At 71.1% G+C, this 15284-nt stretch carries 10 protein-coding genes; 7 read left to right on the forward strand and 3 right to left on the reverse strand.

Translation table 11 applies throughout. The features are described from left to right. Positions 1-16 precede the first annotated feature (16 nt). The 3 genes from EDD54_RS18005 to EDD54_RS18015 all read left to right on the forward strand — a co-directional run bounded on the left by EDD54_RS18005 (position 17) and on the right by EDD54_RS18015 (position 4270). A complete protein-coding gene (locus EDD54_RS18005) occupies positions 17-2368 on the forward strand; it encodes a xanthine dehydrogenase family protein molybdopterin-binding subunit (protein WP_126539496.1) in 2352 nt (783 codons plus the stop codon). 17 nt (positions 2369-2385) lie between these two features. After that, positions 2386-3180: an FAD binding domain-containing protein gene (locus tag EDD54_RS18010; RefSeq protein ID WP_126539494.1), complete on the forward strand. Its 795-nt coding sequence runs from the start codon at positions 2386-2388 to the stop codon at positions 3178-3180. A gap of 205 nt (positions 3181-3385) precedes the next feature. Beyond that, complete coding sequence (locus EDD54_RS18015) at positions 3386-4270, forward strand: sugar phosphate isomerase/epimerase family protein (RefSeq protein WP_126539492.1); 885 nt, start codon at positions 3386-3388, stop codon at positions 4268-4270. 158 nt (positions 4271-4428) lie between these two features. Here the strand turns inward: EDD54_RS18015 and EDD54_RS18020 are convergent, their stop codons facing one another. The 3 genes from EDD54_RS18020 to EDD54_RS18030 form a co-directional block, all read right to left on the reverse strand. Beyond that, complete coding sequence (locus tag EDD54_RS18020; protein WP_126539490.1) at positions 4429-5187, reverse strand: SDR family NAD(P)-dependent oxidoreductase; 759 nt, start codon at positions 5185-5187, stop codon at positions 4429-4431. A 392-nt stretch (positions 5188-5579) separates the two neighbouring features. Beyond that, positions 5580-6497 carry a DNA-binding response regulator gene (locus EDD54_RS18025; protein WP_126539488.1) on the reverse strand — a complete coding sequence of 306 codons (918 nt, stop codon included), beginning with the start codon at positions 6495-6497 and terminating at the stop codon, positions 5580-5582. Beyond that, complete coding sequence (locus EDD54_RS18030) at positions 6487-9855, reverse strand: ATP-binding protein (RefSeq protein WP_126539486.1); 3369 nt, start codon at positions 9853-9855, stop codon at positions 6487-6489. The genes EDD54_RS18025 and EDD54_RS18030 overlap by 11 nt, the downstream gene beginning before the upstream one ends. 294 nt (positions 9856-10149) lie before the next feature. Between EDD54_RS18030 and urtA the strand changes: the two genes are divergently transcribed. The 4 genes from urtA to urtD all read left to right on the forward strand — a co-directional run bounded on the left by urtA (position 10150) and on the right by urtD (position 15092). After that, positions 10150-11400 carry an urea ABC transporter substrate-binding protein gene (gene urtA, locus EDD54_RS18035; RefSeq protein WP_126541836.1) on the forward strand — a complete coding sequence of 417 codons (1251 nt, stop codon included), beginning with the start codon at positions 10150-10152 and terminating at the stop codon, positions 11398-11400. Between the two features lie 148 nt (positions 11401-11548). After that, positions 11549-13168 carry an urea ABC transporter permease subunit UrtB gene (gene urtB, locus EDD54_RS18040; RefSeq protein WP_126541835.1) on the forward strand — a complete coding sequence of 540 codons (1620 nt, stop codon included), beginning with the start codon at positions 11549-11551 and terminating at the stop codon, positions 13166-13168. After that, positions 13165-14301 (forward strand): urea ABC transporter permease subunit UrtC, encoded by a 1137-nt coding sequence (urtC, locus tag EDD54_RS18045; RefSeq protein WP_126539484.1) that lies wholly within the window; start codon positions 13165-13167, stop codon positions 14299-14301. The genes urtB and urtC overlap by 4 nt, the downstream gene beginning before the upstream one ends. A gap of 38 nt (positions 14302-14339) precedes the next feature. Next, a complete protein-coding gene (gene urtD, locus EDD54_RS18050) occupies positions 14340-15092 on the forward strand; it encodes an urea ABC transporter ATP-binding protein UrtD (RefSeq protein WP_126539482.1) in 753 nt (250 codons plus the stop codon). The last annotated feature ends 192 nt before the right edge of the window (positions 15093-15284 follow it).

Below are 15284 nucleotides of genomic sequence, written 5' to 3' on the forward strand. Positions count from 1 at the left end.
CTCGGGAGGAGACCCCATGGGAGTCGAAGGCATCGGTGCGCGCGTCACCCGCAAGGAAGACAAGCGCTTCATCACCGGCAAGGGCCGGTACACGGACGACATCGTCCTCAAGGACACCACCTACGGCGTCTTCGTGCGCTCGCCGCACGCCCACGCCAGGATCGTCTCGATCGACACCGCCGCCGCCAAGGCCGCCCCGGGCGTCGTCGACGTCCTGACCGGCGCCGACCTCGCCGGCGACCGCATCGGTGGCCTGATCTGCGGCTGGATGATCCACTCGCGCGACGGCTCGCCCATGAAGGCCGGCGCCCATCCGGCGATCGCCTTCGACCGCGTCCGCCACGTCGGCGACCAGGTCGCGCTGGTGATCGCCGAGACGAAGGCGCAGGCGCGCGACGCCGCCGAACTGGTCGAGGTCGACTACGAGGTCCTGCCCGCGGTGGTCGATCCCGCCCGCGCCATGGACGAGGGCGCGCCCGTCATCCACGACGTCGCCCCCAACAACCTGATCTTCGACTGGACCCTCGGCGACGAGGCCGCCACCGACGCCGCCTTCGCCGGCGCCGCCCACGTGATCGAGCTCGACATCGTCAACAACCGCCTGTCGCCGAACCCGATGGAGCCGCGCGCGGCGATCGGGTCCTACGACGCGGCGGAGGAGCGCTACGACCTCTACACGACGAGCCAGAACCCGCACGTCGCCCGCCTCGTGCTGTCGGCCTTCGTCGGCATCGCGCCCGAGCACAAGCTGCGCGTGGTGGCCCCGGACGTCGGCGGCGGCTTCGGCGCCAAGATCTACATCTACCCGGAAGAGACCGCCTGTCTCTGGGCCTCCAAGAAGATCGGGGGACGTCCGGTGAAGTGGACCTCGGACCGCACCGAGGCCTTCCTGACCGACTGCCACGGCCGCGACCACGTCACCAAGGCCAAGCTCGCCCTCGACGCCGACGGCCGCTTCCTGGCGCTCCGGTCCGACACGATCGCCAACATCGGCGCCTACATGTCGACCTTCTCGTCGGCGACGCCCACGTATCTCCACGGCACGCTCTTGTCGGGCCAGTACGTGATCCCGGCGATCTTCACCAACGTGAAGGCGGTCTACACCAACACCGTCCCGGTCGACGCCTACCGCGGCGCGGGCCGGCCGGAGGCGACCTTCATCATCGAGCGCCTCGTCGAGACGGCGGCGCGCACCCTCGGCGTCGATCCGGCCGAGCTGCGGCGGAAGAACTTCATCAGGTCCTTCCCGTACCAGACGCCGGTGATCATGTGCTACGACGCCGGCGACTTCGAGGCCCATCTCGACGTCGCGCTGAAGGCGGTCGACTACGCCGGCTTCCCGGCGCGCAAGGCCGAGGCCAAGGCCCGCGGCAAGCTGCGCGGCATCGGCTTCTCCTGCTACATCGAGGCCTGCGGCATCGCCCCGTCGCAGGCGGTCGGCTCCCTCGGCGCCGGCGTCGGCCTGTGGGAATCGGCCGAGGTGCGCGTCAACCCGGTCGGCACCGTCGAGATCCTCACCGGCTCGCACAGCCACGGCCAGGGCCACGAGACCACCTTCGCCCAGCTCGTCAACGAGCGGCTCGGCATCGGCCTCGGCTCGATCAACATCGTCCACGGCGACACCGACAAGGTGCAGTTCGGCATGGGCACCTACGGCTCGCGCTCCGGCGCGGTCGGCATGTCGGCGATCGTCAAGGCGCTCGACAAGGTCGAGGCCAAGGCCAAGAAGATCGCCGCCCACCTGATGGAGGCCGCCGAGGCCGACATCGTGATCGAGAACGGCGAGTTGAAGGTCGCCGGTACCGACAAGAAGCTGCCCTTCTTCCAGGTGGCGCTGGCGGCCTACACCGCCCACAACCTGCCGGCCGGCATGGAGCCGGGCCTGAAGGAGAGCGCCTTCTACGATCCCTCGAACTTCACCTTCCCGTCGGGCACCTACATCGCCGAGGTCGAGGTCGACCCGGACACCGGCAAGACGGAGATCGTGCAGTTCGTGGCGGCCGACGACTTCGGCAACATCATCAACCCGATGATCGTCGAGGGTCAGGTCCACGGCGGTCTCGCCCAGGGCATCGGCCAGGCGCTGCTCGAGGGCGTCTCCTACGATCCGGAGAGCGGCCAGCTGCTGACCGGCTCCTACATGGACTACGCCATGCCGCGGGCGGACGACCTGCCGTCCTTCGTCATCGCGCACACGTCGACCCCGACCCCGAGCAACCCGCTCGGGATGAAGGGCTGCGGCGAGGCCGGCGCCATCGGCTCGCCGCCGGCGCTGATCAACGCCATCACCGACGCGATCGGCAACAACGACCTCGCCATGCCCGCCACGCCCGCCAAGGTGTGGGCCGCGGCCAACGCCGCGCACTGACCGGGAGGACGGACACGATGTACCAGACCACCTACCACCGGCCGTCCACGCTCGCCGAGGCGGTCGCCCTCGCCGGCACCGAGGACGCCAAGCTGCTCTCGGGCGGCCACACGCTGATCCCGACGATGAAGCAGCGCCTCGCGGCGCCGGCCCACCTCGTCGACGTCGCCCGTCTCGCCGAACTCCAGGGCATCGCCGTCTCCGGCGGCACCCTGACCATCGGCGCGGCCACCACCCACGCCACGGTGGCGACCTCCGCCGAGGTCAAGGCGGCGATCCCGGCGCTCGCCAAGCTGGCGAGCGGCATCGGCGACCCGCACGTGCGCCATCGCGGCACCATCGGCGGCTCCGTGGCCAACGACGACCCGGCGGCGGACTACCCGTCCGCGGTGCTCGGCCTCGGCGCCACCGTGGTCACCAACAAGCGCTCGATCGCGGCCGACGACTTCTTCCTGGGCCTGTTCACCACGGCCCTCGAGGAAGGCGAGATCGTCGTCCGCTTCGAGTTCCCGATCCCGGAGAAGGCGGCCTACGCCAAGTTCGCCAACCCGGCCTCGCGCTACGCCATGGCCGGCGCCTTCGTGGCCAAGGCCAAGGACGGCACGGTGCGCGTCGCGATCACCGGGGCCGGCTCGGACGGCGTGTTCCGCTGGACCGAGGCCGAGGACGCGCTGGCGGCGAACTTCTCGCCCGACGCCGTCGCCGGCCTCTCGGTCGACGCCGACGCCATGCTGTCGGACATCCACGGCGACGGCGCCTACCGCGCCAACCTCGTGAAGGTCATGACCAAGCGCGCGGTCGCCGCGGCCTGACCGGTCGGACGACACGGACGCACTCGGGCGGCGCCGGGATCCCGACGGATCCCGGCGCCGTCGCGTTTTCGGCGCCGCGCGGCGGTGCTCGACGGGCCGGCGCGGGCGCGATAGGCAGGGGCGCGTCGGGCCGGAGGATCGCCCGACCGCGGGCGGGGACGCCCCGCCCGCACGTCCGCCTCGTGATCCGCCCCGGAGATCGTCCATGACCCGCCGCCGGATCGGCGTCTCGCTCGTCGCCGACGCCTACGATTTCTCCGATTTTCCCGCCGCGCTGGACGAGGCCGAGGCGCTCGGGCTCGACTTCGTCGAACTGCCGCTGTTCGCGCTCCACCTCGTCGCCGCCGGCCGCGTGTTGGACGACCGCGTCGCGGCGCTCGCCGCCGTGCTCGCCGGACGCCGGCTCGCCTTCTCGGCCCACGGCTTCCTCGACGTCAACTTCGCCGCCGCACCCGACGCCCTGCCGGCCCACGAGGCCGTGGCGGCGGCGATGGTGACGGTCGCGGCAAGGCTCGGCGTCGACCGCGTCGTCTTCCACGCCGGCCGCCTGCCGGCGGGCACGACGGCCGTGGACGCTGCGGCCGCCGCGGCGCGCGAGGTCGACGCGCTGCGCCGGCTCGGCGCCCGCGCCGCCGACGCCGGCGTCCTGGTGGTGATCGAGAACGTGTTCCGCTGGAACGGCCGCGTCACGGCGAGCCCGGCCGAACTGGCGGCGACGCTCGCCGCGGTCGACCATCCGGCCGTCGCCGCCTGCTTCGACGTCGGCCACGGCGCGATCGCCGCGACGGAAGCAGGCCTGGATCTCGCCGCCGAGGCGGCCGCGCTCGCGCCCTTCGCCCGCCATGTCCACGTCCACGACAACTTCGGCCGTCCGGCCCCGGAGCGCTTCTTCCACCCGAGCGAGGCGCTCGCCTTCGGTGCCGGCGACCTCCATCTGCCGCTCGGCCGCGGCGCGCTGCCCTGGGACCGGCTGCTCGCCGCCGGCTTTCCCGCCGACGCCTGGTTCGACGTCGAGCTGAACGCCCGCTACTGGCCGGAACTCGCCGACACCGTCGCGCGCCTCCGCGCGCTCCTGGCCGCGGCGCCCTGACGGCCGGCGCCCGGCGCGGCAGGGGCCTCGTACCGAGCGCGCAAAGTTCCGACCCTTGGTCGGAACTCTTGCGTGCGAGAAGCGCCCGACCGGGCGCCGGCCGAAAGGCCGAAACCTCGCACAAGTCCCGAGGAGTCGGGAATTGTGCGAGACAGGTCTCAGACGTGCTGGCCGCCGTTGACGTGGATCTCGGAGCCGGTGACGTAGGACGAGCCCTGGGTGCAGAGGTAGTAGATCGTCTCGGCGACCTCGGAGGGCTGGCCGAGGCGGCGCAGTGGGATGGTCTCGACGATCTTCTCGGTGCCCGGCGACAGGATCGAGGTGTCGATCTCGCCCGGGGCGATCGCGTTGACGCGGATGCCGTGCGGGCCGAAGTCGGCGGCCATCTCGCGGGTCAGGGACGACAGCGCCGCCTTCGACGTGGCGTAGGCCGAGCCTGCGAAGGGATGCACCCGCGCGCCGGCGATCGAGGTGACGTTGACGATCGAGCCGCCGGCTTTCTTCAGTTCGGCGAACAGGCCGCGCCCGAGCATGATCGGGGCGAAGAAGTTGACCTGGAACACCGTGCGCCACAGGTGCATCGGCGTCAGGATCGAATCGAGCCGCTGGCCGCGCTCGTCCTTCGGGCTGATGCCGGCGTTGTTGACGAGGGCGTCGAGGCGCGAGCCGTCGGACTCCAGCCGCCGCCGCATCTCGGCGATGGCCGAGCCGAGGTTCTCCGGGTCCGACAGGTCGACCTGGATGTGGTCCTCCGGGCCCATCGGCCACGGGCACTTGTCGGAGAAGGGCTGGCGCGAGCAGGTGATCACCCGCCAGCCGGCGGCGGAGAAGCGCTTGACGGTGGCGTGGCCGATGCCGCGGCTCGCCCCGGTGAGAACCAGGGTCCGGCGGCCGGCGTGGGTCGTCTCGGTGCTCATGGCCCGTGGGGCTCCATGTTGGATTGGAGACGTCGTCTTAGCAGTCGCCCGGGCCGATGGGAACGGCGCCCGCGCATCGCCCCGGTGCGATCGCTCGAAGCCGCAATTCATCCCTCCCCTCAGAGGGGAGGGTCCGAGCGAAGTGTTCAGCCCTCCGATCCGAATTGGTCCGCGGAGGCGGACCATCCACGGGGTTCGGCACGCGCCATCCGGTTCCAATCGGGCGGCCCCGTCGGGACGTGGGTGGTCCGCCTCCGCGGACCAAGCCGTTGAAAGCGTCGTGCGACGCTCTCGCCACCGGCGAAGGGAACGCCGCTCGACGCGCGGAGAGGGGAAGGATGAATTGCGGCTTCGAGCGCTTCCCTTGCGTGTCTCCCCTGTGATCTCCGCGGTCAGCCGTCGCCGAGGGCGCGCAGCGCCGCGACCGCGGCGGCCGAGCGGCTCTCGACGCCGAGCTTCTGGTAGATCACCTCGAGGTGCTTGTTCACCGTGCGCGGCGACAGCCCGAGGATCTCGCCGATGTCGCGGTTGGCCTTGCCGTGGCTGATCCAGAACAGCACCTCGGCCTCGCGGTTGGTGAGCTGGAAGCGCTCCTTCAGGAGGAAGATCCGGCCGTCGCCGTCGTCGCCGGAGAGCCGCAGCAGCACCTCGCCGCCGCCGACCCGGCCGACGAGGCTCAGCGCCAGCTTCGGCCCGTCGGGCACGGCGAGTTCGAAGCCGCCGCCGTCGCCGCCGGCGAGGCTGGCCGCGAGCCAGCGCCGCGCCGGTTCCGGCAGCAGGCTGCCGTCGGCGGTCTCCTCGAGGCTGGCGCCGATCAGCCGGCCGGCCTGGGGCGTCGTCCACAGCACCCGGCCGCCGTCCTCGACCGCCAGGAGATGGCGGCCGGTGGTGTCGAGCGCGTCGCGGGCGCTGCGGGCGGCGCGGGCGTTGGCGAGGTGGGCGCGGATCCGCGCCAGCATGGCGTCGATTACGATCGGCTTGGTGACGTAGTCGACCCCGCCGGCGGCGAAGCCCTCGACGATGTGCTCGGGCTCGGTCAGGCCGGTCATGAAGATCACAGGCACGTCGGCGGCGCGGCTCTTCTTGAGGCGGCGGCAGGTCTCGAAGCCGTCGATGCCGGGCATCACCGCGTCGAGCAGCACCACGTCCGGGGTGATCTGCTCGACGAGCTCCAGCGCCTCCTCGCCGCCGAGGGCGACCAGCACCATCGCGCCGGCCTCGTCGATGGCGTCGGTGAGGAGACGCAGGGTCTGCGGGCTGTCGTCGACCACCAGGACGACGTCGCGCCGGGGCTTCGCGTCAGGCGCCATCGCGGTGGGCCTCCAGGCGGCGGACGAAACCCTTGAAGTCGAAGCGGTCGACGAGGGCGCGCAGCTCGCCGACCAGCGGGCCGCCGTCGGCGCCGATGCCGTCGAGACGGGCCTCGATGCCCTTGAGGTAGCCGATCCGGCCGAAGCGGATCAGGTCCTCGACGTCGCCGCCCGCGAGCGCGCCCGTCGCCGGCGCGGCGACGGCGGCGTCGGGCGCGGCGGGGGCCGGCTCCTCCTCGATCCAGTCGAGGTCGAGGAACTGGCCGATCCGCTCGATCAGGCGGGCGAGCGCGAAGGGCTTCGGCAGCGTGGCGTCGTGGGCGGCGTCCTCGCCGGTGGGGGCGTCGGCGTCGACCAGATGGGCCGACACCATCATGATCCGCCCGCCCTGGCCGCGGGCGCGCAGCGAGCGGGCGAGCGACCAGCCGTCCTCGCCGGGCATGGTGACGTCGAGCAGGAAGAGGTCCGGCGACACCGCCTCGGTCAGGTTGCGGCAGGACGCGGCGTCGGTCGCCTCCAGCACCACGAAGCCGAGCGGCCCCAGGACGTCGCGCATCAGGGCGCGCTGGTTGGCGTCGTCGTCGACCACCATGATGGTCCGCCGCGGCCCGCGGTAGCCGGTGACCGGCCGCTTCGGCTGCACCGCCGCGCCCGGCGCGTCGACCGCGGTCATCATCAGGCGGACGCGGAAGCTCGAGCCCTCGCCGGGCCGGCTGGTGAGCCGGATGTCGCCGCCCATCAGCTCGACCAGCATCTTGGTGATGGTGAGCCCGAGGCCGAGCCCGGGCACCGCCAGCGCCTCCGGCCGCGCGCCGCGCTCGAACGGCTCGAACACGCGGGCGGCGTCCTCGGGGTCGATGCCGACGCCGGTGTCGGCGACGGTGATGGTCGCGGTCTGGCTGCGGTAGGCGACGGAGAGCGTCACCGAGCCTTCCCGGGTGAACTTCACCGCGTTGGAGAGCAGGTTGATCAGCACCTGCCGGAGCCGCTTCTCGTCGGTGCGCACCACCTCCGGCACGGTCGGCGCGCGCTCGTAGTGGAAGGCGAGGCCCTTTTCGCGCGCCTGCAGCGCGAACATCTCGACCAGGGGATCGACGAGGTCGGCGACGCGCACCTCGGCGCGCTGGATCTGCAGGCGGCCGGCCTCGATCTTGGAGATGTCGAGCAGGCCCTCGATCAGGCGGGCGAGGTGCTCGGCGCTCTTGCGGATCAGCGCGACGCGGCCGCGGCGGATCTCCGGCACCAGCGGATCGGCCTCGAGCAGCTGGGCGTAGCCGAGCACCGCGTTGAGCGGGGTGCGGAGCTCGTGGCTGAGGCCGACGACGTAGCGGCTCTTGGCGAGGTTGGCGGCCTCGGCGGCCTCCTTGGCCTTCTGCAGCGCGGCGTCGGTGCGCTTGTGCGCCTCGATCTCGTCGAGGAGGAGGGTGGTCTGGCGCCGGGTCTCCTCCTCGGCGACGCGCCTGCTCGACTGCGCCAGCACGAAGAACCACGTCACGATGCCGGCGACCACCAGCAGCACGAAGAAGGCGCCCCAGAGCGCGCCGGCGATGGTGGCGCCGAGGGCGGGGTCTGTCTTCGGCACCTGGACCCAGATCAGCGTCAGCACCAGCGCGATCACGCCGGCGGACAGGGCGAGGCCGCCGCCGTATTGCACCAGCGCCGGGTCGACCCGCCGGCCGAGCGCCGCCGGCAGCAGCGCCGACAGCCCGGCCGTCACCTGCGCCTCGAAGCGCGCCTCAGGCTTGCAGACGTCGTGGCAGCGGGCGTCGAGGGTGCAGCACAGCGAGCAGATCGGCCCGGAATAGGCCGGGCAGAACGAGGTGTCCTCGCTCTCGAAGGCGTTCTCGCAAATCGAGCAGCGGATCGCCGGCTTCAGGGCGTAGGACCGGCGCGGCTTGCGGGCGAGGGCGTAGCGCCCGCGCGTCGCCGCCGCGATCGCCGGTGCGGCGACCAGGGTGGTGGCGAGCGCGACGAAGGGCGCGAGCGCGTGGGCGGCCGGCCCGAGCACGCCCGACAGCGCCACCAGCGCCGCCGCCATCGCCGCCACCATCGAGCCGACCCCGACCGGGTTGACGTCGTAGAGATGGGCGCGCTTGAACTCGATGCCCGGCGGCGACAGCCCGAGCGGCTTGTTGATGCCGAGGTCGGCGGCGACGGTGCCGAGCCAGGACACCGCGGCGATCGCGAACAGCCCGAGCGTCTGCTCGAGCGCCCGGTAGATCCCGAGCTCCATCAGCAGCAGCGCGATCGAGACGTTGAACACCAGCCAGACCACCCGGCCGGGGTGGCTGTGGGTGAGGCGCGAGAAGAAGTTCGACCACGCCAGCGAGCCGGCGTAGGCGTTCATCACGTTGATCTTGAGCTGCGACACCACCACCAGCAGCACGGTGGCGGCGAGCACCATGCCGTTCGAGGAGAACACCGCGGCAAAGGCGGCGTTGTACATGGTGGCGGGCTCGGCGGCGTGTTCGGGCGCGACGCCGGCCTCGAGCGCGACGACCGCGAGGAAGGACCCGAACAGCAGCTTCGGGATGCCGAGCACGATCCAGCCCGGGCCGGCGGCGAGCCAGGCGAAGGTCCAGCTCTTGGCGTTCTTCGCGGTGCGGACGGGCAGGAAGCGCAGGATGTCGACCTGCTCGCCGATCTGCGGCAAGAGCGCCAGGATCACCGACGCCGCCGCCCCGAAGCGCAGGAGGTCGAAGCCGCTGCCGTCCGCGCCGGCGTCCTGGAGGCCGGGAAAGCCGGTCCAGGCGGCGACCGCGCCGGGGTCGTGGCCGAGGATGAACGGCAGCGGCAGGAGGTTCAGCACGATCCACAGCGGCTGGGTGCCGAGTTGGAACCGCGAGATCAGCGCGATGCCGTGGGTGACGAGCGGGATCACGGCGAGCGACGACAGCACGTAGCCGAGCCAGAGCGGCACGCCGAGGCAGATCTCCAGCGCCGTCGCCATGATCGAGGCTTCGATCGCGAACAGGATGAAGGTGAAGCTGGCGTAGATCAGCGACGTCACCGTCGAGCCGACGTAGCCGAAGCCGCCGCCGCGGGTGAGCAGGTCGATGTCGACGCCGTGACGGGCGGCGTAGCGGCCGATCGGCAGGCTGGCGAGGAAGATCGCCGCGCCGGCGACCAGGATCGCCGCCACCGCGTTGGTGAAGCCGTAGGCGAGGGTGATGGTGCCGCCGATCGCCTCCAGTGCCAGGAAGGAGATCGCGCCGATGGCGGTCTGCGCCACCTGCTGGCAGCTCCAGCGCCGCGCCCGCCGCGCCGTGAAGCGCAGCGCGTAGTCCTCCAGCGTCTCGTTGGCGACGAACTGGTTGTAGTGGCGCCGAACCGGAAGGATCCGCTGCTGTCCGCTCATGCCCCGTCGCCGTTCCCGCCCGCCTCGCGCCCCATGCAAGATCGGGGCAGTTCGCCGATCCCCGCCGTCCGCGCCCGATCCGGGCGTCGGTCTGCCCGATTTTCGATCACCTGCCCAGGTCGTGGGCATGGCCGGTTTTACGTCAATCGACGTATGGCCGCCATGGGGCGCGGTGTCCACTCTCGGCGTCGAGCGGTGCGGCGGCCTCGGGGCCGCTCGATCGCGACCAATCCTGACAGGGGGAAGTTTCCGATGTCGATGACGACCTGGACCCGCCGCACGGTGCTCGGCGCGATGGCCGCCGGCCTGACGCTCTCGGCGAGCGGCATCGCGCTCGCGGCCGACGACACCATCAAGATCGGCGTGCTGCACTCGCTGTCGGGCACGATGGCGATCTCCGAGACGACGCTGAAGGACACCGTCCTCTACCTCGTCGACGAGCAGAACAAGAAGGGCGGCCTGCTCGGCAAGAAGATCGAGGCGGTGGTCGTCGACCCGGCCTCGGACTGGCCGCTGTTCGCCGAGAAGGCGCGCGAGCTGATCGAGAAGGACAAGGTCACCGCCGTGTTCGGCTGCTGGACCTCGGTGTCGCGCAAGTCGGTCCTGCCGGTGTTCAAGGAGCTGAACTCGATCCTGTTCTACCCCGTCCAGTACGAGGGCGAGGAGAGCGAGCGCAACGTGTTCTACACCGGCGCCGCCCCGAACCAGCAGGCGATCCCGGCCGTCGACTACCTGATGAACGAGGAAGGCGTCGAGCGCTGGGTCCTCGCCGGCACCGACTACGTCTATCCCCGCACCACCAACAAGATCCTCGAGGCCTACCTGAAGGCCAAGGGCGTGGCCCCCGAGGACATCATGATCAACTACACGCCGTTCGGTCATTCCGACTGGCAGTCGATCGTGTCCGACATCAAGAAGTTCGGCTCCGCCGGCAAGAAGACCGCGGTGGTCTCCACCATCAACGGTGACGCCAACGTCCCGTTCTACAAGGAGCTCGGCAACCAGGGCATCAAGGCCGAGGACATCCCGGTCGTGGCGTTCTCGGTCGGCGAGGAAGAACTCGCCGGCCTCGACACCGGCCCGCTGGTCGGCCATCTCGCCGCCTGGAACTACTTCCAGTCGGTCGACACCGAGGCCAACGCCTCGTTCATCGACGGCTGGCACAAGTTCATCAAGAACGACAAGCGCACCACCAACGATCCGATGGAAGCCACCTACATCGGCTTCAACGCCTGGGTGAAGGCGGTCGAGGCGGCCGGCACCACCGACACCGACGCGGTGCTCGACGCGATCATCGGCGTCACCGTGCCGAACCTGACCGGCGGCTACGCCACCGTCATGCCGAACCACCACATCACCAAGCCGGTGCTGATCGGCGAGATCCAGGCCGACGGCCAGTTCGAGGTGGTGTCGGAGACCCCGCCGGTGGTCGGCGACGAGTGGTCGGACTACCTGGAAGGCTCCAAGGACCTGATCTCGGATTGGCGCAAGCCGCTGTCCTGCGGCAACTTCAACGTCGTCTCGGGCAAGTGCGGCGGCGCCTGACGGGCGCGACGGAGGCCGACCACGGTCCGGGCGCGGCCCGGACCGTGCATGTCTCCAAACCGCAGGCGGCGCGCGCGGGGGGCGCGCGCCGCTTCGTCCTTCCGGGGACCCCCGTTCCGTGTGCCCCGACCAGCTGAAACGGATGCCGATGACGATCCTGCGGCTGCTCCTCACCTTCGTCCTGCTCGCCGTCGCGCCGCTCGCGGCCCGCGCGGCGACCGCCATATCCGATCCGGACCTGACGCGCCTCGTGAACGCGCTCGGCGCCGGCGGCTTCGACGAGACCGAAGCGGCGATCGCCGCGCTCGCCGCGTCCGGCGACGACCGCGTCGCCGGCATCCTCGACAAGCTCGGCGCCGGCGACCTCGTGGTCCGCAAGGCCGACCGGGCGGTGTTCCTGGCCGAGAAGGCCGGCTCCGACGTCAAGCTCGTCAGCCCGGTCGACGGCTCCGACGGCGGCGTCGTCGCCAAGGGCGCGATCGAGAAGCTCAAGGTCAACAACCGCCTGCGCCGTTCGATCGCCTCCGCCGTCGGCGCGCTGACGCTGATGAGCCCGGACGCCGCCGTGCGCCGCGCCGCCGCCGAGGCGGTGATGAAGTCGCGCGACGCCGCCGCGATCCCGGTGCTCGACCGCGCCGTCGCCGCCGAGACCGACGCCTCGGTCCGCGCCGTCATGGTCGCCGCCCGTGCCTCCGCGGTGCTCGCCTCCGACCTGCCCGAGGCCGACAAGCTCGCCGCGATCGACACCATCGGCGCCCTCGGCACCCGCGACGCCCTCGGCCTGCTCTCCGCCTACACCGGCGCCGGCGGCGCGATCGGCGAGGCCGCGACGCGCGCCGCCGCCGGCATCGAGAACGAACTCGCCCTCTGGGACGCCGGCCAGAACGTCTGGTACGGCCTGTCGCTCGGCTCGGTGCTGCTGCTCGCCGCCATCGGCCTCGCCGTCACATTCGGCGTGATGGGCGTCATCAACATGGCCCACGGCGAGATGGTGATGCTCGGCGCCTACACCACCTTCGTGGTGCAGGAGGTGATCCGCACCTCGGCGCCCGCCCTGTTCGACCTCTCGCTCCTGATCGCCCTGCCGCTCGCCTTCCTGGTCGCCGGCGGCGTCGGCATCCTGATCGAGCGCACCGTGATCCGCTGGCTCTACGGCCGGCCGCTCGAAACCCTGCTCGCCACCTGGGGCGTGTCGCTGATCCTGCAGCAGGCGGTCCGCTCGGTGTTCGGCGCCAACAACCGCGAGGTCGGCAACCCCTCGTGGATGTCCGGCTCCTTCATGGTCGGCGAGATCCAGGTGACGTGGTCGCGCCTGTGGATCATCGTCTTCGCGATCCTGGTCTTCCTCGCCCTGCTCGCCGTGCTGCGCCGCACCGCCTTCGGCCTGCAGATGCGCGCGGTGACCCAGAACCGGCCGATGGCCTCCGCCATGGGCATCCGCACCCCGCGGGTCGACGCGCTGACCTTCGGCCTCGGCTCCGGCATCGCCGGCATCGCCGGCGTCGCGCTCAGCCAGATCGACAACGTCAGCCCCAACCTCGGCCAGGGCTACATCATCGACAGCTTCATGGTCGTGGTGTTCGGCGGCGTCGGCAATCTCTGGGGCACGCTGGTCGGCGCGCTGACGCTCGGCGTCGCCAACAAGTTCCTGGAGCCCTACGCCGGCGCGGTGCTCGGCAAGATCCTGCTGCTCGTCTTCATCATCCTGTTCATCCAGAAGCGGCCGCGCGGTCTGTTCGCGCTGAAGGGAAGGGCGATCGAGGCATGATCACCGGCTTTCTCCTGAACGGGTTCGACACCCGGGCGCGCGTGGTCGTCGCCCTGCTGGTCGCGGTCGCGCTGCTCGTCCCGGCGAGCAACCTCCTGCTCCCGCCCGACAATCCGTTCCACGTGCCGACCTACGCCCTGACGCTGTTCGGCAAGTATCTCACCTATGCGCTGCTGGCGCTGTCGGTGGACCTCGTCTGGGGCTTCTGCGGCATCCTCTCGCTCGGCCACGGCGCCTTCTTCGCCATCGGCGGCTACGCCATGGGCATGTACCTGATGCGCCAGATCGGCACCCGCGGCGTCTACGCCGACCCGATCCTGCCCGACTTCATGGTGTTCCTGAACTGGAAGGAACTGCCCTGGTTCTGGCACGGCTTCGACATGGCGTGGTTCGCTTTCGCCATGGTGCTGCTGGCGCCCGGCCTGCTCGCCTTCGTGTTCGGCTGGTTCGCCTTCCGCTCCCGCGTCACCGGCGTCTACCTGTCGATCATCACCCAGGCGATGACCTACGCGCTGCTGCTCGCCTTCTTCCGCAACGACATGGGCTTCGGCGGCAACAACGGCCTGACCGACTTCAAGGACATCCTCGGCTTCCCCGTCCAGGCCGACGGCACGCGCTCGGCGCTGTTCGCCGCCTCGGCGCTGTTCCTCGCCGCCTTCTTCTGGCTCGCCTCGGCGATCACCCGGTCCAAGCTCGGCAAGGTGCTGGTCGCCGTGCGCGACGCGGAGAGCCGCACCCGCTTCATCGGCTACCGGGTCGAGCACTACAAGCTGTTCGTCTGGACGCTGTCGGCGATGATGGCCGGTGTCGCCGGCGCGCTCTACGTGCCGCAGGTCGGCATCATCAACCCCTCTGAGTTCGAGCCGGGCAACTCGATCGAGGCGGTGATCTGGGTCGCCGTCGGCGGCCGCGGCACCCTGGTCGGGCCGATCGTCGGCGCGATCGCGGTCAACTTCGGCAAGACCTGGTTCACCGGCGTGCTGCCCGAGGTCTGGCTGTTCGCCCTCGGCGCCCTGTTCGTCGTCGTCACGCTGTTCCTGCCGAAGGGCATCGTCGGCTGGGTGCAGGCGCGGTTCGCGGCCCGCCGCCCGGCCGCCCCGCCGGCGGCGCTGACGCCGAAGCCGGCCGAGTGATCCCGTTCCCCTGACGCCAGCCCCGGAGGGCACGATCCATGAGCGACAAGTCCGAGGGCACGCTGCTCTACCTCGACGGCGTCTCCAAGAGCTTCGACGGCTTCAAGGCGATCAACGGCCTGTCGCTGGTGCTGGAGCCCGGCGAGATGCGCGCCATCATCGGCCCGAACGGGGCCGGCAAGACCACGATGATGGACATCATCACCGGCAAGACCAAGCCCGACGTCGGCGACGTGCTGTTCGAGGGCTCGGTCGACCTGACCGCCATGGACGAGGCCTCGATCGCCAATCTCGGCATCGGCCGCAAGTTCCAGAAGCCGACGGTGTTCGAGAGCCACACCATCGAGGACAACATCGCGCTCGCCCTCAAGGCCAAGCGCGGGCCTTGGGCGACGCTGTTCCACCGCCGCACCGCCGCCGAGGCGGCGCGGATCGACGAACTGCTCGCGATCACGCGCCTCGCCGACAAGCGCCACATGCTCGCCGCCCGGCTCAGCCACGGCCAGAAGCAGTGGCTCGAGATCGGCATGCTGCTCGCGCAGGAGCCGCGCCTCCTCCTCGTCGACGAACCCGCCGCCGGCATGACCGACGCCGAGACCGCCGAGACCGCCATCCTGCTCAAGGAGATCGCCAAGACGCAGTCGGTGGTCGTGGTCGAGCACGACATGACCTTCGTCCGCGACCTCGGTGTCAAGGTCACCGTCTTGCACGAGGGCTCGGTGCTGGCTGAAGGGTCGCTCGACGCGGTGTCGAGCAATCCGAAGGTGGTGGAGGTCTACCTGGGGCGGTGAGGGCGGTCGGGACCGTCGGCGGGGGCGGAAGGGTCGGTGCCCCCTCTCCCTGTCCCTCCCCCTCGAGGGGGGAGGGGACGCGGTTGCGGCGGCGAGTTGGAGAGCCAAACGTCGCCACCGAGCGGCCGGGCTACGCGCACGGCGACGACGCGGACACGGGCGCTGCGCATCCGCTCTCGCCCGGACGTTTCC

The sequence above is a fragment of the Oharaeibacter diazotrophicus genome, from assembly GCF_004362745.1.
GTDB classification, from domain to species: Bacteria; Pseudomonadota; Alphaproteobacteria; order Rhizobiales; family Pleomorphomonadaceae; genus Oharaeibacter; species Oharaeibacter diazotrophicus.